The 22,080-nt window shown below is 51.3% G+C and carries 25 protein-coding genes; 2 read left to right on the forward strand and 23 right to left on the reverse strand.

Annotated elements, in window-relative coordinates; translation table 11 throughout:
• Positions 1-3: 3 nt before the first annotated feature.
• From HOK28_13905 to HOK28_13920, 4 genes are read right to left on the reverse strand one after another with little or no spacing between them, the layout of a single operon-like run.
• Positions 4-813 (reverse strand): tryptophan synthase subunit alpha, encoded by an 810-nt coding sequence (locus tag HOK28_13905; protein MBT6434188.1) that lies wholly within the window; start codon positions 811-813, stop codon positions 4-6.
• Positions 806-2,020 carry a tryptophan synthase subunit beta gene (gene trpB, locus HOK28_13910; protein ID MBT6434189.1) on the reverse strand — a complete coding sequence of 405 codons (1,215 nt, stop codon included), beginning with the start codon at positions 2,018-2,020 and terminating at the stop codon, positions 806-808. Before trpB ends, HOK28_13905 begins: the two co-directional genes overlap by 8 nt.
• Before the next feature lie 13 nt (positions 2,021-2,033).
• On the reverse strand, positions 2,034-2,669 hold the full coding sequence (locus HOK28_13915; GenBank protein ID MBT6434190.1) for a phosphoribosylanthranilate isomerase: 636 nt from the start codon (positions 2,667-2,669) through the stop codon (positions 2,034-2,036).
• Positions 2,659-3,465 carry an indole-3-glycerol-phosphate synthase gene (locus HOK28_13920; GenBank protein MBT6434191.1) on the reverse strand — a complete coding sequence of 269 codons (807 nt, stop codon included), beginning with the start codon at positions 3,463-3,465 and terminating at the stop codon, positions 2,659-2,661. Before HOK28_13920 ends, HOK28_13915 begins: the two co-directional genes overlap by 11 nt.
• Before the next feature lie 201 nt (positions 3,466-3,666).
• Here HOK28_13920 and ffh point away from each other — a divergent pair, with 201 nt between their 5' ends.
• Complete coding sequence (gene ffh, locus HOK28_13925; protein ID MBT6434192.1) at positions 3,667-5,346, forward strand: signal recognition particle protein; 1,680 nt, start codon at positions 3,667-3,669, stop codon at positions 5,344-5,346.
• A 126-nt stretch (positions 5,347-5,472) separates the two neighbouring features.
• Here ffh and HOK28_13930 read toward each other — a convergent pair whose 3' ends face one another.
• Genes HOK28_13930 through HOK28_13955 form a run of 6 tightly spaced genes read right to left on the reverse strand, consistent with a single transcriptional unit; the run spans position 5,473 to position 9,999 of the window.
• Entirely contained in the window at positions 5,473-6,048 is a 576-nt protein-coding gene (locus tag HOK28_13930; GenBank protein MBT6434193.1) for a hypothetical protein, read from the reverse strand.
• A 12-nt stretch (positions 6,049-6,060) separates the two neighbouring features.
• Positions 6,061-6,510, reverse strand: coding sequence for a MaoC family dehydratase (locus tag HOK28_13935; GenBank protein ID MBT6434194.1), 450 nt, complete (start codon positions 6,508-6,510; stop codon positions 6,061-6,063).
• Between the two features lie 3 nt (positions 6,511-6,513).
• Positions 6,514-7,563: an MCE family protein gene (locus tag HOK28_13940; GenBank protein MBT6434195.1), complete on the reverse strand. Its 1,050-nt coding sequence runs from the start codon at positions 7,561-7,563 to the stop codon at positions 6,514-6,516.
• A 59-nt stretch (positions 7,564-7,622) separates the two neighbouring features.
• Complete coding sequence (locus HOK28_13945) at positions 7,623-8,384, reverse strand: ATP-binding cassette domain-containing protein (protein MBT6434196.1); 762 nt, start codon at positions 8,382-8,384, stop codon at positions 7,623-7,625.
• Positions 8,381-9,154 carry an ABC transporter permease gene (locus tag HOK28_13950; GenBank protein ID MBT6434197.1) on the reverse strand — a complete coding sequence of 258 codons (774 nt, stop codon included), beginning with the start codon at positions 9,152-9,154 and terminating at the stop codon, positions 8,381-8,383. Before HOK28_13950 ends, HOK28_13945 begins: the two co-directional genes overlap by 4 nt.
• Positions 9,151-9,999: an ABC transporter permease gene (locus tag HOK28_13955; protein MBT6434198.1), complete on the reverse strand. Its 849-nt coding sequence runs from the start codon at positions 9,997-9,999 to the stop codon at positions 9,151-9,153. Before HOK28_13955 ends, HOK28_13950 begins: the two co-directional genes overlap by 4 nt.
• Before the next feature lie 42 nt (positions 10,000-10,041).
• On the opposite strand from HOK28_13955, the gene HOK28_13960 reads away from it, so the two are divergent.
• Complete coding sequence (locus tag HOK28_13960; GenBank protein MBT6434199.1) at positions 10,042-10,797, forward strand: sulfite exporter TauE/SafE family protein; 756 nt, start codon at positions 10,042-10,044, stop codon at positions 10,795-10,797.
• Here HOK28_13960 and HOK28_13965 read toward each other — a convergent pair.
• The 13 genes from HOK28_13965 to HOK28_14025 form a co-directional block, all read right to left on the reverse strand.
• The gene (locus HOK28_13965) at positions 10,794-11,735 is read right to left on the reverse strand and encodes an OmpA family protein (GenBank protein ID MBT6434200.1); all 942 of its coding nucleotides are present in this window, start codon (positions 11,733-11,735) and stop codon (positions 10,794-10,796) included. The genes HOK28_13960 and HOK28_13965 overlap by 4 nt on opposite strands.
• A 171-nt stretch (positions 11,736-11,906) precedes the next feature.
• On the reverse strand, positions 11,907-12,263 hold the full coding sequence (locus HOK28_13970; GenBank protein MBT6434201.1) for a hypothetical protein: 357 nt from the start codon (positions 12,261-12,263) through the stop codon (positions 11,907-11,909).
• Positions 12,263-12,676, reverse strand: a complete 414-nt coding sequence (fliS, locus tag HOK28_13975) for a flagellar export chaperone FliS (GenBank protein ID MBT6434202.1) — start codon at positions 12,674-12,676, stop codon at positions 12,263-12,265. Before fliS ends, HOK28_13970 begins: the two co-directional genes overlap by 1 nt.
• Positions 12,677-12,697: 21 nt before the next feature.
• On the reverse strand, positions 12,698-14,122 hold the full coding sequence (gene fliD / locus HOK28_13980) for a flagellar filament capping protein FliD (GenBank protein ID MBT6434203.1): 1,425 nt from the start codon (positions 14,120-14,122) through the stop codon (positions 12,698-12,700).
• A 105-nt stretch (positions 14,123-14,227) separates the two neighbouring features.
• Complete coding sequence (locus HOK28_13985) at positions 14,228-15,058, reverse strand: flagellin FliC (protein ID MBT6434204.1); 831 nt, start codon at positions 15,056-15,058, stop codon at positions 14,228-14,230.
• Positions 15,059-15,298: 240 nt separating this feature from the next.
• Positions 15,299-15,751, reverse strand: coding sequence for a hypothetical protein (locus tag HOK28_13990; GenBank protein MBT6434205.1), 453 nt, complete (start codon positions 15,749-15,751; stop codon positions 15,299-15,301).
• A 195-nt stretch (positions 15,752-15,946) separates the two neighbouring features.
• Positions 15,947-17,389 carry a hybrid sensor histidine kinase/response regulator gene (locus HOK28_13995; GenBank protein ID MBT6434206.1) on the reverse strand — a complete coding sequence of 481 codons (1,443 nt, stop codon included), beginning with the start codon at positions 17,387-17,389 and terminating at the stop codon, positions 15,947-15,949.
• A gap of 77 nt (positions 17,390-17,466) precedes the next feature.
• Positions 17,467-18,348, reverse strand: a complete 882-nt coding sequence (flgL, locus tag HOK28_14000; GenBank protein MBT6434207.1) for a flagellar hook-associated protein FlgL — start codon at positions 18,346-18,348, stop codon at positions 17,467-17,469.
• A 9-nt stretch (positions 18,349-18,357) separates the two neighbouring features.
• Positions 18,358-19,752 carry a flagellar hook-associated protein FlgK gene (gene flgK / locus HOK28_14005; GenBank protein MBT6434208.1) on the reverse strand — a complete coding sequence of 465 codons (1,395 nt, stop codon included), beginning with the start codon at positions 19,750-19,752 and terminating at the stop codon, positions 18,358-18,360.
• Between the two features lie 95 nt (positions 19,753-19,847).
• Positions 19,848-20,171, reverse strand: coding sequence for a hypothetical protein (locus HOK28_14010; protein ID MBT6434209.1), 324 nt, complete (start codon positions 20,169-20,171; stop codon positions 19,848-19,850).
• Between the two features lie 28 nt (positions 20,172-20,199).
• Entirely contained in the window at positions 20,200-20,520 is a 321-nt protein-coding gene (flgM, locus tag HOK28_14015; GenBank protein ID MBT6434210.1) for a flagellar biosynthesis anti-sigma factor FlgM, read from the reverse strand.
• Positions 20,520-21,275, reverse strand: coding sequence for a peptidoglycan DD-metalloendopeptidase family protein (locus HOK28_14020; GenBank protein MBT6434211.1), 756 nt, complete (start codon positions 21,273-21,275; stop codon positions 20,520-20,522). Before HOK28_14020 ends, flgM begins: the two co-directional genes overlap by 1 nt.
• Before the next feature lie 161 nt (positions 21,276-21,436).
• The coding region (locus HOK28_14025) for a flagellar basal body P-ring protein FlgI (GenBank protein ID MBT6434212.1) at positions 21,437-22,080 on the reverse strand (644 nt) is incomplete at its 5' end.

Consider the following 22,080-nt stretch of genomic DNA (forward strand, 5'->3'; position numbering starts at 1 on the left):
TCGTTACGCTTGAACGGAGTCGACACCGGCTCGCAATTTACGAACCAGCTCAAGAACCCTCTTGGGACCATCGCCAGAAGCCATACCCGCTTCTAACTCCTTCACAACAGCTGAACCAACGACCACCCCATCAGCAATTCGAGCAGCCGCAGCAGCACTGGTGGCGTCACGTACCCCAAAGCCCAAGCAGCACGGTAAGTCGCTCACTGATTTTGCTGCGGCAATCATTGCCTCTGCCCCAGCAGTACTCTTCAGCGCACCGCCGGTTACACCCAGCATCGAAATCATATAGAGAAAACCGGTCGCCTGAGATGCAATATTCTTGGCCCGGACGTCTCCCGAACTTGGAGCAATTAGACTTATCCAATCCATGTCGCGCTTATGTACCGCGTCACGGCACTCGCCAGCTTCTTCCGGTGGCAAGTCCACAACCAAAAAGCCATCCGCCCCAGCGTCTTTAGCCATGTCGCACGACTTCTCAAACCCCGGCCATAAAAAGGGGTTGCTGTAGCCAAACAAAACAATCGGAATATCGGCATTGTAAGCACGAACTTGGCGAACCAACTCCAATGACTTCTCGAAAGTTGCACCGCCTTCAAGCGCACGAATCATTGCCCGTTGAATCACTGGGCCGTCGGCCAATGGATCTGAAAATGGTACACCCACCTCTAGAATATCGGCTCCGCCATCAATACAGGCCTTCGCTGCTGCTACAGAAGTTTCCAAGTCGGGGTCACAAGCAGTCATATAAATAACCAGCGCCTTGCGATTCTCTGCCTTTAAGCGAGCAAATGTTGGTTTTAACCTACTCATCGGCTTGGTCCTCTTTCTCACTTAGGAAACGTCGAAGTTCCATCATATCCTTATCACCGCGCCCCGAGATACCGACCAAAATGGATGAACCCGGGTTTTCCTTCGCTAGGTTAATAGCACATGCAACTGCATGAGCCGTCTCCAACGCACAGATGATACCTTCTGTTCGGGCCAAGATTTTTAGAGCGGCCACAGCCTCATCATCGTCAATACCAACGTAAGAGGCTCGACCCGTCTTTTGAAGCCAGCAGTGCTCAGGTCCAACTGCAGGATAATCTAACCCGGCTGCCACTGAATGCGGCGGCGCAACCTGACCTTCATTGGCCTGCAGCACCAGTGTTCTTGACCCGTGCAGAATTCCAAGCTGTCCCTTTGTGAGAGAAGCTGAATGGTCGACAGTATCGAGTCCATGACCCGCCGCTTCTGCACCAACAAGCTTCACTGCTTCGTCCTTAACGAAACTATGAAACAAACCGATAGCGTTTGAACCGCCGCCGACGCACGCCGTTACAAAATCAGGCAAGGAGCCATGCTGGTCAATCATTTGCTGACGTGCTTCCTCGCCTATGATTGCTTGCAGATCACGAACCATCATTGGATAAGGGTGTGGTCCCGCCGCTGAACCAACCAAATAATGGGTCGTATCAACATTGGACACCCAATCGCGCATGGCTTCGTTCATTGCATCCTTAAGGGTGCAAGTTCCCGTTTCGACAGACACAACCTTGGCGCCCAACATACGCATTCGCTCTACGTTCAAAGCTTGGCGCCGGATATCTTCCGAGCCCATATAAACGATGCACTCTAAACCAAAGATTGCACAAGCTGTGGCCGTTGCAACGCCATGCTGCCCCGCACCTGTCTCGGCAATAATCCGTTTCTTACCCATCCGCTCACATAGGAGCGCCTGGCCAAGTGTTTGATTAATCTTATGAGCACCCGTGTGGTTGAGGTCCTCTCGCTTCAAATAAATTTTGGCGCCATACTCTTCAGACAAACGGCTTGCGTAAGTGAGAAGACTCGGACGGCCCACTAATTTATTCAAGAGGTCCATGTACTGTTTTGCGAATTCCGGATCAGACCTCGCCTCAGTGTAAGCCTCTTCCAGCTGTAAAATTGCGGGCATCAGGATTTCCGGAACAAACCGTCCACCAAACTCGCCGTAACGGCCATTTTCATCAGGTCTATCTGCTACTACTTCAAACATAATCTACCCTAACTCATAGTTGGGCAAACGCTAGCCGCGCCTGCTCACAAAATAATCGAACTTTGACCGGGTCCTTACGCCCTGGGGACGACTCTACCCCGGAAGCTGTATCTACGCCCGCCGGCCTCACTGATGCAATCCGAGTACCCACATTATCGGGATTCAGGCCACCTGCAAGGACCATTTCCCGGGCATCACTCACGCGTTGCGCAAGTGCCAGCGGAGCCAACTTGCCCGTACCACCCTTTTGAACTTCGTCCCTTGCATCGACCAAGATAAATGGGCCGGATGCCTGCAACGCCGTTTGAACATGGTCTTCGTTTTGAATCCCCACCGCATAAAACGCTCGGGGACCCAGGGCCTCGATGTAGGAAGCAGGTTGTTCACCATGGAGTTGAACCCAATTTGGATTGCCTTGTTCAACCAAGGCCTTGAGTTCAGCCAACGGCATATCCACCGTAACCCAGACCGTTTCTATTCTATTCGCAGCTAACTTGGTCAAAGACAGCGCCCTTTGGGCCGTGACACTGCGAGGACTCTTCGCCCATAGATTGATTCCAACGGCAGTTGCTCCCGCTTTGATCAATACCTCGAGGTCTTCTTCGCAGGTAATCCCGCAGACCTTTATCCATGGCTTCCTAAGCTTCATCCGCACCGGCCATCAATCGCAAAAGCTCTGCTTCTGGGTTATCGGAGGCAGCAATATGCCCCCCAATCAGAAACGAGCGGAATCCGCCGTTCCATAACTCACCTAATCGTTCGGGAGTGGAAATACCACTTTCAGCGACCGCTACGCGATCCGAAGGGATCTCACTGCGTAAATCGAGCGCACGGCTCGGGTCCAGCACCAGTGTCGATAGATTGCGATGGTTCACGCCAATCACTGCACCCTCGAGTTCCAATGCCATCTCAAGTTCCTCGGGCTCGTGGACTTCAACCAAAGCGTCCATCCCAAGCTCACGGGTTCTTGCATAACAGGCACTTAGAGTTTCCCGGGAATGGCAGCGAACCATTAAAAGAAGAGCGTCGGCGCCCAAATGGCGACTTTCATCCACTTGCCAAGGATCAATAATGAAATCTTTTCTGATCACGGGCAGTCCGGTTGCTTGTTTGCAGGCCTCAACCAATCCCGGATCCCCCCAAAACGAGTGAATGTCGGTTAATACCGAGAGAGCCGCCGCGCCAGCTGAGGCGTACGCCCGGGCCAAAGCAAGAGGGTCCCAGTCGCCGGGCTTATCCCCGGGCCTCAGCACGCCTTTTGACGGCGACGCCCTTTTGATTTCAGCAATAATTCCAGGACCTTGGGCCGCCTTCAGCGCATCTGAGAATCCTTTAATGGGGCTTCCCGTCTTGGCCAGTTCAACCATTAAGGCATCGGGCATCCGTTGCCGCGCCAACGCCAAATCCTGGCGTTTTCGTTCAATAATTTCCTCCAAGACACCCACAGTCAGCAACCTCCTTGGCAATCCGAAGACGCATCGCCACACCGTGTCATAGTGTCCCTGTGTACGTCCGTCAAACGACCATTAGGTCGATTCACACAAAATTGCCCGCTTCGGAGGGTGTTACCTGTATCGCTCGCTTTACAGAAGGCCCGTGGAAGCATATGAAGCCCGTCCTAGACGACTGGAAAGAGGAGCTTTTCAATGCTGGAGATTGTCTCCAAAGGTTTTAAGAGCGCGAAAGCTGCCCTCACAGGCAAAACCGAGCTTACCGAAGCAAATATCAACGAGGCAGTGCGCGAGATCCGCGTCTCCCTCCTCGAGGCCGATGTTGAAATCGGTGTGGTTCGCACCTTTCTCAAACGAGTCAAAGAGCGTGCGATCGGTGAAGTTGTTCAGCTCGAAACGAGCAAGGGCAAGAAGAAGGTAAGTGCAACGCCAGGCGAGCACTTTATCCTCATTTGCCAGCACGAGCTCGAGAAGTTGATGGGCCCCCACGAGTCGGCTCCTATTGTTTATCGCCGCCCTTTCACCACGATTATGATGGTGGGCCTTCAAGGTACTGGTAAAACGACCACCACGGGTAAGCTCGCTAAATATCTTCTGGCCAACAAGCGTAAGCCGCTCTTGGTAGCGGCCGATGTTTACCGCCCTGCCGCCGTGGAGCAGCTTAAGGTTCTCGGTGAGCAACTCGGTGTACCTGTTTATGCTAAAGAAGGTCTATCACCGCCTCAGCTTTGTCAGGACGCATTACGCGAAGCGAAGAAGAAAAAACGCGACGTTGTTATTTTTGATACCGCCGGACGCCTGGCAGTTGATGAAGCGATGATGCAAGAGCTTGACGAGATCAAGCAACGCACCAACCCCGACAACGTTTTCCTCGTTTGCGATGCCATGGCTGGACAAGACACCGTCCGAACTGCATCCGAATTTAACCGCCGGCTAGACCTCACGGGCTTCATTATGACGAAGCTCGATGGTGACGCTCGTGGCGGTGCCGCACTGTCTATCAAAGAGATCACCGGCAAGCCTATCAAGTTTCTTGGTATGGGCGAAGGCATGGACAAGCTCGAAGAGTTTCGGGCTGAGGGACTGGCTTCACGAATCCTCGGAATGGGCGACATCGTTGGCTTGATGAAAGACTTCGAGGAAGTCGTCGACGAGAAACAAGCTGAAAAAGACGCTAAGAAGATGCTTAGCGGGCAATTCACGCTCCAAGATTTCCTGTCGCAAATCAAGATGATTCAAAAGGTTGGATCACTTTCTGAAATCTATGAAAAGTTCCCTATCTTCGGAGATGCCCTTCCAGACGGCGCTAAGATTGATGACAATGCGTTTAAGATCATGGAATCCATGATTCAATCCATGACCCAAGCCGAACGTGACGACCCAAAAATCATCGATAAGAGCCGAGCCACCCGAATCGCGAAAGGTTCTGGCCGCAAGCCCGAGCAAGTTCAGGATCTCGTTCAGCGCTTCTCAATGATGCATGGAATGATGGCCAACTTGGCATCATCCCCAGGACTTCTCGGGAACCTACCCGGTATGAAGCAACTTGGGCAGATGCGTAAAATGAAAGGCATGGCAAACTCCGGACTTGAGGATCTCCTCGGTGGCGGGATGCCAGGAATGCCGGGTGGTGGTATGCCGGGAATGCCTGCGGGAATGCCAGGTGGTGGTATGCCTGGGATGCCAGGCGGAATGCCTGGAATGCCTGCCGGTATCACACCGGAGCAAATCGCTCAGATGCAGGCCCAAATGGGTATGCGTGCACCAGGTGGCGCCCCCGCTGCTGGCCGCACTCAGCGCAGTGCTCAGCAAAAGCAAAAAGCAAAAGCAAAGCGTAAAGCGGGACGAGCTGCCCGTAAGAAACGTAAACGCTGATTAACGAAGGGCTCTCGAGAGCCCTCTTCCGTCTTTTCATAAACGTCTACGGATAACCGATAAAACGATGACGCAATTTAATCAATTGTATAGGGAAGCCCTCACCAAGACAGGTTGAGGAGCAAATTAGGCGGTCTTTTTAGAAGTCTTTTTCTTCGTGACTTTCTTCTTGGCCACTTTTTTCTTCGCCAGCTTCTTACCGCTAGGTCCGTAACCCACAGCCACTTGGTAAACTAAACCGGTCGCCGCCGAGGCTTTGGTCAAAGTCGATTCTTCGTCTTTAGGAACCACCGCCAGCACCCGGCCTTTAGCTACAGTCTCGCCACGTTGATTGTCAGCCCAAACATCCATGTCGACCAAGTACTCGCTGTTTTCCTTGCGTGTCTCAACAATCACGCCGCGGCAGGTCAGGACATCACCGGGCCACAACAACTTCATAAGCCGAAGCCCATACCGTCGCAGCGAAGCGCCCGTCAATGAGGCTTGAACCATACGCCCAATGTAGGCCATCACCAACGTACTCGGTGCATAAACCGACGCTTTACCGGACGCCTTGGCAACCTTGTCGTCTAAGTGAATCGCATTGTAGTCGTCACTGGCACCCGCAAAGCGGGCCAAGGTCACGCGACTTAGCGCGGTAATTGAAACGCCCTCAATTGGAGTACCCGAGTCAGCGCCTTCGAAATCAAGCTTTTTAGCCATGCTTACTGCTCCCTACTTTCGCAACTCGACCAAAACACGGCGGGACTTAAATACAGTCTTGCCACGCTTGTCGTTGCCGCGCGATTCGATGACGATAAAAACCAGCTGCCCATTTGGCACCTGCTTGTCATAGACATTGGATACCGTATGAACCACGCTAAGTATGTCACCCGCAAAAATGGGCTTAAAATACTCGTACTCTTCTTCTTGATGCATGACAGCATGCGGGTTGATACCCACCTCGTCATAAAAATCATCGAAGCAATGTATCGCCGACGCATAGGTACAGCTTGCAACAATGCCTGGGAAGCCTGCTGACTTCGCCGCATCTTCGTCATAATGGATTGGGTTTGTTTCACCGATCGCTTGCGCGAATCGCCGAATCTGCCCTCTTTCGACCTCGATAACCAAGGGGTCGGAACTCTGACCAATCATTTTGGTCAATATACTCGAAACTGCCACCGGCTAGTCCCTCCACAACATTTTCCAAGGATGACGCTTTAAGTCTCGCATCAATTCCTTCAAGTCGTCATAAACTTGAGGATCTTGAACAAACCCTCCAACGGTGCCTTCGCCTCGTTGGATCATGCCAAGCAATGCTTGACCGTCTTGCGTCATCGCATCCAGTCTTGAGGTCGCGTTTTGGATGTCTTTGACCATCGTCGTGATGGTCTCGTCACTCAATGAGCCCTCAGCTCGGTCTACGACCTTTTGCACGGTGCGGAGCGTATCACGGGCTTGAGTGAGGATCACGGGTAATTCCTGTTTAACGACCGATAAAGTGGCGGAACCGCTCGAAAACACGTCATTTAGCCGTTCTCGGGTCATCACCGAAGCCGCAGATTCACTCAATTCCTTGAAATTCCTCGCGCTGCGAGCCAGATCGGTAAGCATTCCACCAATTTCATCCTCGCGGTCAGCTACCAAAACATCGAGTCGGCGCACCAAATTACCAATGGCTGTACCCAGACTACCGACACCATCGGGCCCACCTTCTCCGATAAATTCAGTCACCACCTCTAAAAGCGCTGAAATTTGTAGGGACATCACATGAGCGCGGATGGCATCCACACCCCGAATGGCGGTGCCTTCGGGCAGCAGAGGCGCGTCACGAGGCCCTGGCTCGAGTTCAAGGTACGGTTCACCAATCAGCCCCTGCATTCCAACAAGAACCCTGGCTCCTTCCGTGACGAGTCCGTCGGCCTGCTCGCCTAAACTTACACGTGCCCGGACTGTTGCCGGTGAGCGCTGACCGAGCCCAGCCTTGGATGCCACCGCGGCGGCAGGTCCATCGGCCCGGTGAATCAACTCCATAGCGGTTATTTTACCAAGTTTGATGCCGCTTAGTTTGACGGGAGCTCCCATTTGGAGCCCACCTGAGTAACCAAAATCGACGTAGTATGTTTTTTGTGAGCCAAGCTCAGAGCCCGTGAGCAAAACCAAGAAGCCACCGAGAAGCAGTGCCGAAACAACGACAAACATGCCTACGCGCAGTTCTATATTCGAGTCAGCCATGGCGATCCTCAACAACAAGTCAAAGAATGAATTACCATGTCAAAATCTTTCACTCAAGCTCAGGGGTTGGGTCTCCATCGCTTGGCCGGGTCTCCGACAAAGCTTTTTAGGGCCGGCTCCTGAGACTCAAGCATATTCTTAGCCGTGCCCTCATATGCTACCTGCCCCGCATCCAGAAAAGTGACCTTATCGGCAATGGACTCTAAGCTCTTTAAATCGTGACTAACCACCATCGACGTGATGCCCAGCTCTTCAGACATCTCACGAATCAGACGGTCCGTGCGTCTTGCGGCCACCGGGTCCAAACTGGTTGTTGGCTCATCGTAAAGCATGATTTGAGGTTCAAGCGCGATCGCACGAGCTATCGCCACGCGTTTCTTAACCCCTGCCCCGAGTTCGGTTGGCATTCGCTTCATGACGTCTTGAACATGAACTTTCCGCAAAGAGGCCACCGCCTTTTCTTCGGCCTCGGAGGCACTCAGCCCGGTTCGCTTCCGAATTGGCATCGCCACATTTTCCAACACAGACATGGCCTCGAATAAAGTCGCGTGCTGAAAAATCATCTGGCACTTTCGACGTACGGGCATGAATTGAGCCTCGTTAAACCTCGAGACCTCACTGCCATCGACCCAGACTTCCCCAGCATCTGGCCGCAGGAGCCCGACCACCTGACGGGTGAGCACACTCTTTCCGGCGCCGCTTCGTCCCATAATAAAATGCACGCTTCCCGCGGAAATATCCACACTTACTCCATCGAGAACCTTCTGCGCACCGAATGCCTTATGGACATTACGAAAAGATATAATGGGCGCTGGCATCATGGCAGCAGCCAAAAGCCCAAGAGGCCCAGAAGGAAATCCAATGCCAAAACTGCCACCGAGCCGCCAATCACTGCATAAGTCGTGGCTCTTCCCACCCCAGGTGCACCGCCCGATGCTCCCAAGCCAGCGAAGACCGCCATCAAAGGGACAGCAAAACCAAAGCAAGCGCATTTGATAACACCCAGTAAAACGTCGTTGAGCCCAACCTGTCCGTAATCGAAATAAGTCATGATACCAATATCGAACAAACCATGCGCCACTAAACCGCCGCACGTAAACCCTATCCATGCGCCGCAAATGCCTAAGCCCACGCCCGCGATGGTGCCGCCGAGGATCCTCGGGCAGGCCAGGTAAGTTAGCGCGTCAGCTCCAGCCAGCCGAAGTGCGTCAACCTGCTCACTGATTTTCATGGTTCCAATTTCCGCGGCAGTTCCCGCTCCATATCGAGCGGCCAACATCAGTGCGGATATCGTGGGCGCAAACTCGCGCACCAACAGCTTCATAAACGCCGGACCAATCATAGAAAGGTCGCCCAGAATCTTCTGCCCCTGCACACAAGCCTCAACCACCATGATGGCCCCAGTAAAACCCAGCGTTAATAAAACAAAAGGCAAACTCTGATTCCCTGCCTCATAGGCTTGTCGCAAAATAAGACGCGGCTCAGTAACCCGAAAGCGTAAACAAACACGCACAAAAAGAGCCCAGACAGAAAGCGTATCTCGGTAAACATCGAGCGACGTTCGCCCTACGGCTCGGAGCCACTGGTTCATAGCAGCCTCCCGCCTAATGCAATCATGCAGTCCACTAAAAAGATGGCAACCGCTGACCCAACCACCTGCTGATTGACCGCACGCCCCACGCCCTGAGCACCGCGTTCGGCATTGAGTCCACAATAACTGGATACAACTGCGATAAGGCCCCCGAAACAAACGGTCTTCGCGACCCCTAAGAGGACATCGCTGACTTGTAACTTTGAGACCATACTTGAGTAAAAGGTAAGGTAATCGATCCCCAAGAGAACATCCGCCACACCAGCGGCCGCAACCAAGGCCATGAAGTCGCCCAGTACCACCAGGCAAGCCATAGCAAGAACCATGGCCACAACTCTCGGCACAATCAGCAGCTCATAGACATCGAGCGCCAAGACACGTAACGCATCCATTTGCTCGCCAACTTTCATCGAAGCTAGCTCCGAGGTGTTCTTGGCTCCCACTCGGCCACTGAACATAAGTGCGATTAGAATCGGCCCTACTTCCTTCACCGTTGCCAAGCTTACATACCAACCCACAAAACTTCGCATGCCATACTTTTCAACGTAGACGGCACCTTGCAGCACTAAAATCATCCCCGTAAATGCCGACGCCATCATCATGATAGGAATGGACTGTTCACCAAACCCAAGACAAGCACGCCAAAATTCACCGAGATCGATGCGCCTTTTGATTAAACGATGGATGACTTTATAGATCAGCAGAAAGAGCCCACCGACCATCGAGACCAGGCTCAAGAGTCTACGGCCACGCAGGCGAATCCATTGGTGTGCGACTTCCATTGATTCTGTCGTATCAAGGACGACTTGCTGAGTCACCTGAACGTTGAAATTCGATAGGAGCACGCAGTTCTTGACTTTCGGCGCGCACACCCGCATCACAGGAAAATGGACACCAGTGTACTCGGGCTTCTCGACTTTCTAGTTCTGGCTCTTACAGGTTTCGCCGCTGGCTGGATCAATATACTCGCCGGTGGTGGCTCACTGCTTACGATGCCGATGGCTATTTTTATGGGGCTCGAAGCAGGGGTAGCCAATGGAACTGCCCGGCTTGCCATCTTGGTTCAAAACATCACCGCCATAAGCCGTTACCAACAAAAAGGCGCCATCGACTGGAAACAGGTCCTCCCCTACGCTTTGCCGTGCACACTTGGAGCCTTAATTGGTGCTCACTACGCGTCGCATGCCAGCCATCAAGAAACCACTCGTTTTTTAAGCTTTGCAATCATCGGCGCGGTGGTCATGGCCATCTTCAAACCCAAATCGAACAAGAAGCACGCCAAACCGGTACCGCGGCCAATTCGCTTTATTGCGTTTTTTATCATTGGGCTCTACGGCGGCGCTATCCAAGCCGGCGTTGGTTACCTCATGATTGCGGGTATCACTTTTATTGGCGGCATGGACCTCGTGAAAGCGAATATCCTCAAAGTCATTCTGGTTGGTGCTTACACACCGTTTGTTCTGGGCTTTTTCTGGCAAGCCAACCGAATTCATCTTTACGCCGCTTTGGCACTCGCCGTTGGGCAAGCCCTCGGAGCTTGGATGGCCGCTTCATTCGCCCTTGATAAGGGCGAAATATGGGTTCGTCGTTTTTTGATTGTGGCAGTGATGGCATCGGCTGCGAAGCTCTTGGGCGTATTCTAAAGCTGCTTCCAGCTATGACGATCTGGAGCGCCGTTGGATAGAATGTATCGTGCCCGCCGGTTGCGCGGCTCATCAACATTATCGCCCGTCTCCACAGCAAGCTCCGTCTCTCCCGTACCACGATAATGGAGGCTTACCCGGATACCATTCGCCTGTAAGTAGCCAGCAATTGCCTGTGCTCTTTGACGTGCTAACTTTTTATTAGCTCCAGCGTCACCAACCGTATCGGTATGGCCACTGATATAGAGCGCCAGTGGAATCAACTTGCCAAACTTATCGATAGCACTTTGAATTTCAGGCAAGACATCATCTATCTTGGCTCGTTCGCCATCCTCAATAAGCGAGCTACCCGATGAAAAAATAACATCGTCATGGGGAATCTCAAGCCACCAAGGGCTTAACTCAATACCATTGGAAAAATAATCAACGTCAAAGCAATTCAGCTTAATTTTCATAACCACATGGTCTTGTCCGGCCATTGCCTTAGGAATCGGCCAGCGCACACTCAACCAATCTCCGGTTTGCGCTCCTTCAAAGACTGTGCGTTCCTGAACCCGCGCACCATTCTCATAAAGAACGTTCGCATCGCAGTAGTTGGCGGGCCTATTGAGTAGAACTTCCACACGCCCTTCTGTCTGAAAGATTCGGTCGTGAGGTACTTCAATGGTCATGGGTGCTGCTACGACAACCGCAAACTGAAGAGGCATCTCACCGGTGGCGCCATCAGTAAATACAACACTTAGATTACCTCGAACCTCATACTGGCCTACCGGCGCATCGATTGTTGCCTTAAAGCTTCGCCCCGCTCTCTTCTTACCAATTTTATAGCGCTGAGTGCGTGACCCTATACCCTTCAATTCGACTGTTGCGTCGCGAACCGCCTTATTGAAAGTGAGTGTGATCGACGGTTTATCCTGGCCGTGAAGAACCTTGTTCATCACCGTCACCTCGACGTCGTTTGCGGACGCGGAAGATAAACCAAATAGGAAGGTCAATAGGACTGTTAGAAAATGAAGTGCTCGCATGAGCAATCGATGCCATGACGGCCGCAAAACGGCAACCCTATGCTGGAGGAGGAAAGAAAAAGAAGCCGTATTAGACAGGTCGCCTTAAGCGACACCCAGCAAGGCACCGGGTTCAGGTCTTGATTTTTTGGTATGCTGGATCAGGACGGCGCTCTTTCGGGCCGTTTCCATTTCCATGCGGACCGAGCTCATTTCAAGCTTAAGCTGGGTAAAGCCATACTCAACACGCCCGAGTGCTTCATTCAAATCCTCGGAAAATTCGCTTATCAACAACGCGCGAACCAGCGTTGGAGCGGAATCAACCAAAAACTCAATCTCATCAATCAGTTCTTGGCGGTCCTCTAGAAACTGAGACCAATTCTCCATATTAACTTCTGAGGGAACTGGAATGGCCAGAAGACCATCCAAGATCTCTCGAAGTTCATGGCGATAATCCGTCATTATCTTCCACTCGCCTGCAAGCCGGCATCGCCACTCTCTTCACGTGAAACTCTAACAGCCTCACCCCAAGTTTCGCGCAGCTTTTCAAGGTGGGTCGTCACTTCATCCAGCGAACCAAGGTCCATTTCGCTACTCGCAACCTGAAGACGGTCGATGAGATAGTCATACAAGCGTGCCAGATTTTCACACAGCTCCGGTGCCCGGTCGTGGTCCAAGGTTGCCGAGAGTTCTGTAAGAATTGCCATGACGCTACCAATTTTCTGACCCTTTTGAGCCGGATTATTAGTCTCGATTGCTATTCTGGCTTGCTTACAAAACTTAATTGCCCCGTCATAAAGAGCGAGCAGGATTTCACCTGGATCTGATAGCAGTACTTTATTTTTCTTATAACGATTTAGGTTTGCGCCGTACATTACGGTCCTCCACTGTTAACCCTACTTAGCTTGATTGGTCGATGTCGCCCCAAGAGCAGAAAGGTATTGTTGTTGTGAATTCATTTTTAGAACCATCGATTCCATTTGCAAAAACTGCCTATTAAGTCTCTCCCGGTATGCATCTAGCCGACCTTCGAGCGTAGTTATTCGTGTATCTATATTCTTGGTTTGCTTCGAAATACTGTCATCTTTCACCCACAGCGAACCCTCACCAAGTAGAGTGTAATTATCAACAAGTTGTTCGAATTGGTCAGCCATGCCCGTGGTACCGGCATCTGAATCGGTAACAAAAAGCTTTGCTACTTCGGCCGGCTTTTCCCGCAGTGCTTCTAGGAAATCATCACGTTCGAGAACGAGATTACCTTTTTCACCACTCTTGATTCCCACTACTGGGAAAGAATTATAGGTTCCGCCGTGGCTTTCTACAGGACTGCCCACCAGTGCCGATAAGTCTGACTGCAATGAACGCAAAGTCATATCACCCTGCAGACGTCCTGGATCGCGATAACCTTTGAAGCTCAGCTCATCCGTTAACCGATAGGCAATTCTGTTGTATTTATCGAGCAAGCTCTCAACCACGTTGACGATGCCATCTTCATCCTGCTTGATCTCAACAGTGGATTGGCCCGTAGACGTCAAATCGAGATTAATACCTGGCAATAGATCAGTAATCGTATTGCTGTTTCGCGATACCTTAAAGCCCGTGGTAGGGTCGCCACTTCCATCTACGGTAGGCACACCGTTTGTATAGGAAGGGTCAATAAAGATGGTCGCGTCGGACGAGCTCTTCACCGTGGAGAGACTCAGTGCTGTTTGAATATCACCCGTAGTGCTTGAGTATGCATAGGTAACAGCGTTTGACGCCCCTGTTGACTCACCAGAGACCTGCATTCGGTAATTCGTTCCATCGAACATAATCCCCGCGGTCACGCCAGCCGATGCACTGTTGATAGCGCTCGCCAACGTACTTAAAGTCATATCTGTTGATACTGTTACATCCACAGAAGTAGCATCGGCGGTTCCTTCTGCAACTTTAATGGTGAATGTACCCGCTATGCCTAAAGCAGCGGTTTTTGAAGAGTGAGTCGTTGAATAATCACGTTGGGCCGAAGCCAAGGATTCGATGTAGAGGTCGTAAGCACCCGGAATTGCGTCACCACCGGCGCTAACTTTCAGGGAATCAGTGTTTGATGAGGACGATTTGTATACGAAAAAATCTTTGTTCGTTTTTAACGTTTCTGATTCAGTGTTCAGATTTTTAAGTAGGTCACCAACTTCTTTATAAATACGTTGGTGCTTGAAGAGGCTTTGCTTCTTCTTGTTCAGCGCATTAATCGGCGCTCTTTCAACATTTACCAGGGCATCGACAATGGACTTGGTATCCATCCCACTTCCGAGACCCGAAAAACTAATCGCGCCCGCCATCGGCGCCTCCTCTCACCCACACCCACTAAATACCGTCCCCGTCCAAAGCGAGGGGTACCCAAAGGTACCCCTCTATTTCGGCGGTGGGGTTGGTATTCCTAACTCTTAACCAATCAGCGACAATGCTGATTGCGGCAACGAGTTAGCCTGAGCCAACATCGACGTTCCCGCCTGAGATAGGATTTGCGAACGTGTAAACGCTGCTGATTCTTCAGCGACGTCGACGTCCTTGATACGAGAGTTAGCTGAAGCAGTATTTTCATGCATAATGCTCAAGTTACTCATAGTAGCTTCCAATCGGTTTTGGGTTGCACCCAAAGTACCCCGACTGGTGTTAATTGTTTGAAGCGCGGTATCCAGAGCAGCAATTGCTTTCTGAGCACCGGTAGAGCTTGTTAATAATTCGTCGTTAAGACCGAGCGAAGTAGAGCCACTGTTAGCAATCGAAACAGAGATTCGATCATTACCAGTGTTATTCATACCAACCTGGAAACTAACCCCGGCGGATACGCTACCATCAACAAGCTTTTGACCATTGTATTCTGTAACATTAACGACGCGGTCGAGTTCTGACTCAAGAAATTGGAATTCTTGGTCGAGATAACCACGCTCGGTAGCATCCATGGTACCTTCGTTAGAGGCTTGCACCGCTAACTCACGCATCCGCTGAACCATACCTGTCATCTCATTCAAAGCGCCTTCAGCGGTCTGAATAAGGCTAACACCATCGTTGGCGTTACGACTGGCTTGCTTCAATCCCTGCTCTTGAGCAGTCAACTGAGAGCTAATGGCGCTGCCTGCAGCGTCATCACCAGCCTTGTTAATACGAAGTCCAGAAGACAACTTTTCGATGTGTCCTGCCATCGCTTGGGTTGTCTTGTTTAAATTTGATTGTGCACGTAACGAAGTTACGTTGGTTACAACTGAAATTGCCATAAAGGTTCTCCTAAAAAGTTATTCGGCGCATGCATGCGCCTTATTTGTGTCGACATAATCTGTAAGCCCAACCCCACCAGGGCAAACTAATCATTTTGTGTCGACACCAGAACATCGTCGATGCTCTGAAGACCTTTAGGGATTTTTTTGAGAAACCTTTAAAGCCACAAGGTGGAGTTATTCCAGAGGGTTAGCAGAATAATACGGCTTACCACCCCATGCTTTGTTCTTTTTTTTTAATTAAACTTTCGCGATGTCGCGCAATTCGTCCTCTGCCGCATCCCACTTACCGAGGGCTACGATCAAAGTAGACTCGATAAAGGCTGCAACCTCGTCCGGAGACTCGGAGTCCACGACGACCGTTTCCAATGTACCCAGCGCATCGCCGAGGGCATTGTCAAACGCGACAACCTTTGGACCTTGAGTTCCTACTGAAGAACAAATCTGTTGAACCAAGCTTAGAAACACCTGCATATCGTTAAGAGTGGTCCACAGCATTGTGGCATCCTTATCTTTACGAATATCTGCAGCGGCCTGGCGCAAGTTGTCACACATACTGTTGACACTTGGTTTGAGAACATTAAGGGCACCCCGCAACTTACCTTCAAGCTCTTCTAGAAGCTTTTGAATGTCAGGCTGCTTGGGGTCAACCTCGGTTTTCTGAATCTGGTTTGCTAGAGCTGAATCTGTCACAGCTACCTCCAATGATTAATTTCCTACAGATAACGTTGCAGCTACCGTGCCAAACCTTGGGGAAATCCAAGCCGAAGCCTAGCCACTTGTTTTTATTAGGCTTTTTTGGTTTCCGGGGAAATAAAGGTTGCGACAGATTCATGACAAATTGCAGTTTAGAGCTAAATACTGTCGGAGAATTGACGAAAAGTTCGTTTACGTGAGGAGGTTGGCACCTGGAACGGTTCTGTAGATCTGGTCGAGCATACCGTTGAAGCCCGCGTTCACTTCAACCCAAGCCAATTCTTTACTGCCCCGGCCATCATCAACAATCCTGCCTGTTGCAAAAGCTGTTGGGAATTCCGGCAATCTCACCTCAAAAACACCATGTAAATTGGCACCGCCAGCCTCTACGAGAGCGCTGATCCGGCCAAGCTCCTGAGTGAAAACTTCTACACTCACGTTTTCTTTTTTAAGGACCATTCTGATTCTAATCGGAACCCTGAGTTCGCCAGAGCCGGAATCCACGCCCTGCTCACTTCGTGACTGTGCGGTCGGGAAACTTAAGGTAAGTTCCGTCCCGCCCACTTCCGAGGTTCGGACATCGACATACCCTTGATGGAGATGGCAAATACGCCTCACCAAAACCAAACCAAGACCTTTTCCAACACGAACGCCGTCCGCCTTGAGGGTTACCAAGTTCGTAGTTTCGAAAAGCTGGTCTACGACCTGAGGATTAATTCCCGGACCCTCATCGGAAATACGAATCGAGCATTCTCCTCGGTCACGCGTAATCAAGAGTCGGGCACGTCCGCCCAGAGGGCTAAAGTCTGCCGCATTGAGCACTGCATTGGTTATGGCACAGCGCAGCATAGGTTCGTTCCCAATGCACTCTATGGCTAAATCAGGGATCTGAGTCTCGAGTTCAACCTCTCGGGCACGAAAAGTCACGTCGTATTCCGCTACAATTGACCGGGCCAGCGCACAAATATCGACACGCTTATCACGAGGCATGTCATCCAAATCCTCACGTTCACTTACCCCTACTACGGCGCTCACCATTTCAGTCAGACGCTGACTGGCATCTTGCAATGACTCAAAGAGTTCAAGGCGCTCGGCTGGGTCTGTTGCGGATTCAAGAAAACTTAGAGAACTGTTGAATATCGTTAGAGGTCCTCTCATGTCGTGCGCAACCAACTTCAACAACTGCGGAATCGATTCGGCAGAAGCCGCAACCTGGCTTTGAGCCGCTGGAGCGGACGATTCCCCGGCAGAATCCAAGAGGCCGCGAACCGCCTCCCGCAAATCTTGAGAGCGAAACGGTTTAAGCAGGAGTAAGTTTGCTCCGGCATCTAATGCCGCTTGATGAGCCTGTGGGTCCGTTAAGGCGGTTAAGATACAAATCGGTAAATCTTTGAACCGGTCATCCGAGCGCAAACGACGGCAAACCTCAAAACCGTTGCGACGTGGCATCATCAGATCAAGCAGGAATAAAGCCGGGCATTCTTCCTCAGCGGCCTCAAGAGCAGCCTCACCATCTTTCACCCAAGTTACCCTGAAGCGTTGCTGGTCTTCCAGCACACGCTGGACCACATACGCGATGGTATGGTCGTCTTCGGCGAGTAATATCAATGGAAGTTCAGTAGATGCTTCAACCATAAATCGCGAGCGCTGCGCTCGTCCCCCTTAGGGTAAAACGTTAGCACACCTTGAAGGGAGGATGAAATCCCAGAAGGTTACCGGAAACCGCTATCGAGGCTGGAAATAATCTTTTGCGCCTGAGCCAGAGCGGCCTGGAGCCCGTATTGAGTCTCGGTAAAATTGGTGAAAGCCTCATGCGGATCTGCATCCACCACGGCTGCCTTCTGCTGCAGCACGTTGGCCTCGATCTCAGTTCTTAGGTCCTTACCGGACAACACTGTTTTCAAGTTAATGCCCGCGGTGCTCTGTGCGTTTATCAATTGCTTGTGTGAATCGGCTATCGCTCCAATGGAATCCTGAATGGCATCAGGATCATTGTTTTGCAGATTCGTTTCAAAATCACTCAAAACTGTAAAGATATTCTCACCACCAGTAGGTGAAAAAATCTCATCGCCCGGAATGTTCATCTTAACGGTCAATCCTGGTGCAACTTCAACCGTACGTTGACCACTGTCCCCCTGGTAGACGCCGGCTGCTGTAAACGGCTCGCTGCCCGTCTTATAACCGCCAAAAACGAAACTACCCGATACCTGCGTATTGGCGAGACTCAGTAACTGTTCTTTGAGTTCGGTAACCTCGTAAGAGATGGCCATCCGGTCGCTTTCGCTTAGCGTTTCGTTGGCTGAGGAAATCATAAGCTCTTGAATTCGGCTAACGACCTGCACCGACTCAGCAATTGTCGACTCTGTTACGGAAAGCTCCTGCTCGGCAACCGATGCTACGCGGCCCATCGTATCTAAACGCGTAAGAGTCGATTCAAGCACGTTTACACGGCTTACGGCCAATGGATCACGCGGGTCAGCAGTCCCTTCCATCGCACGTGTAGCGGCCTCTTGAGCCTGCATTTGGCGACCCTTATTGACCATGACGCTCTGGTTGAGAGCGTTGAAAATCATGTTGTCAGTAACTCGTAGCATTTATGACTCCTACATCCCGATGAGGGTTTGAAGCATTTGGTCAACCGTAGTCATCACCTTGGAAGCACCCTGAAACGCCCGCTGATATTTACTGAGACTCATCATCTCTTCTTCAATTGATACACCACTGTGAGATTCTCGGAGCTGATCCAGCAGGTCTAGACGCTGCCCTGACCCTTCCTCTGCATGCAGTGCCTCACGGAGACTAAAAAGGTAGTTCGTTTGAAGTAAGTTGGCCGACTCTGAAAGCGTCTGTGTCCCAGAGCTAGCGATATTGGCCTGTTCAATCTGTGCCATCGCCAATGCACCAACACCGCTGCCTGGAGCATTTGCTGCTGAATCAGCCGCGGCCAAAAGGTCAACGTCGTCCTCGATATCTGCGTTTATCGTGATGGCTTCCGCTGCGCCCGAAACCTCGGTCATGGCATCAAATAAATTGGATCCAGCGTTTCCATCGAGGTCAAAGTTGGCCTCGTGAACAGCATTCGTCGCGTTTACAAGGTCGTAAGCAAATTCATCAAGCTCATTTTCACGGTCAGCTAAATCAACGTCGCGAAGCTGCAATAAGCCAGCAAGCTTTCCGCCAAGTCGGTCATTTACACTGAAGTCGACACCACTGTTTGTCCAAATGTCAAAGAAAGGAGAATCCACGACGCCATCACCGTCATCATCGCGGTTTCGCGCTTCAAGTGGAATCGTAGTGTCACGCTGCACCAAGTTAACACCGCCACCAAGCTGGATAGAGATGCTTCCATCTTCATCGTAGGTGGTTGTCGCCCCCATCAACTCGCCGAGGTCACGGGCCGCGTTATCGCGCTGGTCTTTGAGTTCATTGGCATCTTCACCGTAGGCCTCATTCTCGACGATTTCACGGTTCAGACGGCTTACGTCAGCGATTAGAACATTCACTTCACCCACAACACGACCGATTTCAATATTCGCATCTTCGCGGGCATCGGCAATTGTGTCATCGATTCTTTGGACCGCATTCACCAGGCTTTGGGTCGCCGTTAAGGTCTCGCCTCGCTGACTTGCCTCTTGTGGAAAAACTGAAAGCTCTCTCCAAGATGCAAAGAAACGGTCTAGAGTGGCACTTAGGCCAAACTCGCCCTGGTTCCCCACAACAGCCTCAACAGATTGCAACCCGGATGCTCTTGCATTCGAGTGACCTAGAGTTCCTTCTTGTGCATGGAGACGACGAGCCAAAAACTCGTCTGTATGTCGTCGGACTTTTGCGATTTCGATACCATAGGTACCGCTTCCGCGAGCCTTGACTTGAACTTCTTGTCGGTGAAAACCCTCTGTGTTCACATTGGCAATGTTATGCCCTGTGACCGCGATTCCCGCTTGATGGGAAACAAGGGTATTGAGACCCACGCCTAACGCGTCGTATAAACCACCCATAGAAACCACCTTCACCCAACAACGCTTGGAACTTCAATGTTCCAATGCAGAGAAGCACCATTCCACTGAATGCCTCCCTAACGCTGACTCACCACTTAGCCGTACTGTCTTAAGAGTACCGCTTCCGCCCTACGGGAACCCAACTTAGCGTTGCCCCCGTACATCTTCTTCGTTTCGTGCCCTGGACCAGCTGTAGCGCTCATAAATGCATCCTGCATTGTGTCGCCAACAAACCTGCATATCTCTCTGAAACGGACCATGCCCGTTCTTACATGCACCAGGAATTCTTTATCCGGACTCATTTTTTGTAACTTCAGCGACCAGCCTTCAATTTCAGCCGTAACAATGTCGAGTTCAGGGCCATTAAGACCAATGGCTGCGGCTTCTGCCCGCTCCATCAAATCATCAAATTCTGCCATTACCCGCGCCGCCGTCATTCGTTACCTCTTACTCTTCAATTCCCAAGTCACTGTTAAGAATTGATGCTGCTAACTTTCGGGGATCCACATGGTAGTCGCCCGCCTCTATCGCCGCCTTAAGCTCTTCGAGCTTCGCCTCACTGGCCCCCATGGGACCATCTACCCGTGAAATCTCCCGAATGGATTCAGCAAGAGAACCTAGACGCTCACTGAGCACCACGCGGTCACTCTGTCGATTAACAGATGTTCCACCGCTGCGCTGAGCACCTGCTTTTCCGCTTTTATCACCCGCCACAGCTTCGCTGCGTGCTCTTCTAGCTTTGTCTGCGGGTCCATTCTGGATTTTCATCATTTTCCTCCGCTGGCTAGCCCCAGTCGATACTGCTTTAAACCATGTCGCTTAACTGCGCCATGGGAGCAAGGCTTTCCAGACTCGTCTTTATCTACATCGCCCGCGTGAACATTAACTTGAGAGATATTTTCACCTTTTTGCTCAAATTCTTGTTCTTGGCCCTGCCAGCGCTTCAAATATGGCTCTGGGTCGATATATCGGCGCTTCCCATCCACGCCATTCTCGAAAATTTCGAAGTGTAAGTGAGCTCCAGTCGAATTCGGGCCTGTATTACCAACATCACCGATATAACTACCCTTTTCGACAGAGTCACCTAATTTAAGGCCTTCGGCTACCTTATCGAGGTGCATATAACGCGTCTCGATCCCACCATTGAAGTGGGAGATTCCGACATAAATACCACCACCAACCGATGGATCCCGGTTGATCCTGGATATCTTACCCGTGGCGGCCGCTACGATCGGAGTACCTACTTCTCGGCCTAAATCCACACCACAGTGACCATCACCGCACTCATCCGGCCTCAAACCGCTACGGTCGGCACCAAATTTTTGCCCGTTAGAGATGTTCACATCTCCCGATACCGGGAATGCCCATTGCTCGGAACGTAGAAACTTTTCACCCCGGGTTTCCTGACCAAACATTTGATTACCGAGTTGTTCAGCCAGCATATCCGAAAGACCGAAACCATTACCCTCGGTCGACATATCAGCATATTCCTGGTCGAGCATGCTCTGGAAATTCTTACCCATCTGATTGCTTAGATAACTCGACTCCGTGGTTTTTCGCATAACCTTGAAGAGTTCGTTAACCAATAGGCCTTCGAATTCACGCGCAACTTTATCGATCTCGTCGCGCTTTGTCGGGGCATCCGGGATGTCGCGCGACTGGGGAGATATGGCGTCCAATAATTTCACTGGATTTCAAGCTCCGCATGCAATGCACCCGCACTCTTAAGCGCCTGCAGGATAGCCACCAAGTCTCTTGGCGTCGCCCCAATTGCATTGAGTGCTCTGACAACCTCTCCAAGCGAGGTACTCGGGCCTACGGTCCGAATCTGTCCTTCTTCTTCAGTGACTCTAATATCCGTTTCTTGGATAACCTTGGTCTCTCCCTGCGAAAAGGCGCCTGGTTGCGAGACTGATTGGCTTTCGTTGACTTCAACCGTTAAGCCGCCGTGGGCAATGGCCACCGGACTCAAGGTTACGTCACCCCCCAGCACCACCGTGCCTGTGCGCTCGTTGATGACCACCTTCGTGGGTACATCCGGGCTGACTTCTAATGCTTCGAGCATTGCCATCAAAACCGGCACCTTACCCATGTAGAGTTCCGGCACCTTCACCACGACCGTGCCGCCATCCACCACTTGCGTAAATTGTTCTGCGGGCTCTTTGGATGCTGCCGCTGCCAGTTCTGCCTCGGCCGCCTTCTTAGCGTTCTTACCGCGCTTGCCCTTTTTACCCGCTGCTGGCTCTTCTGCTTGAGCTGGCTTAACCAAACGCGCCTGAATGGCGTCTGAGATTCTTGCTGCGTTTGTAAAGTCAGGTGTACGTAAAG

The organism is Deltaproteobacteria bacterium (assembly GCA_018668695.1).
Classification (GTDB): domain Bacteria; phylum Myxococcota; class XYA12-FULL-58-9; order XYA12-FULL-58-9; family JABJBS01; genus JABJBS01.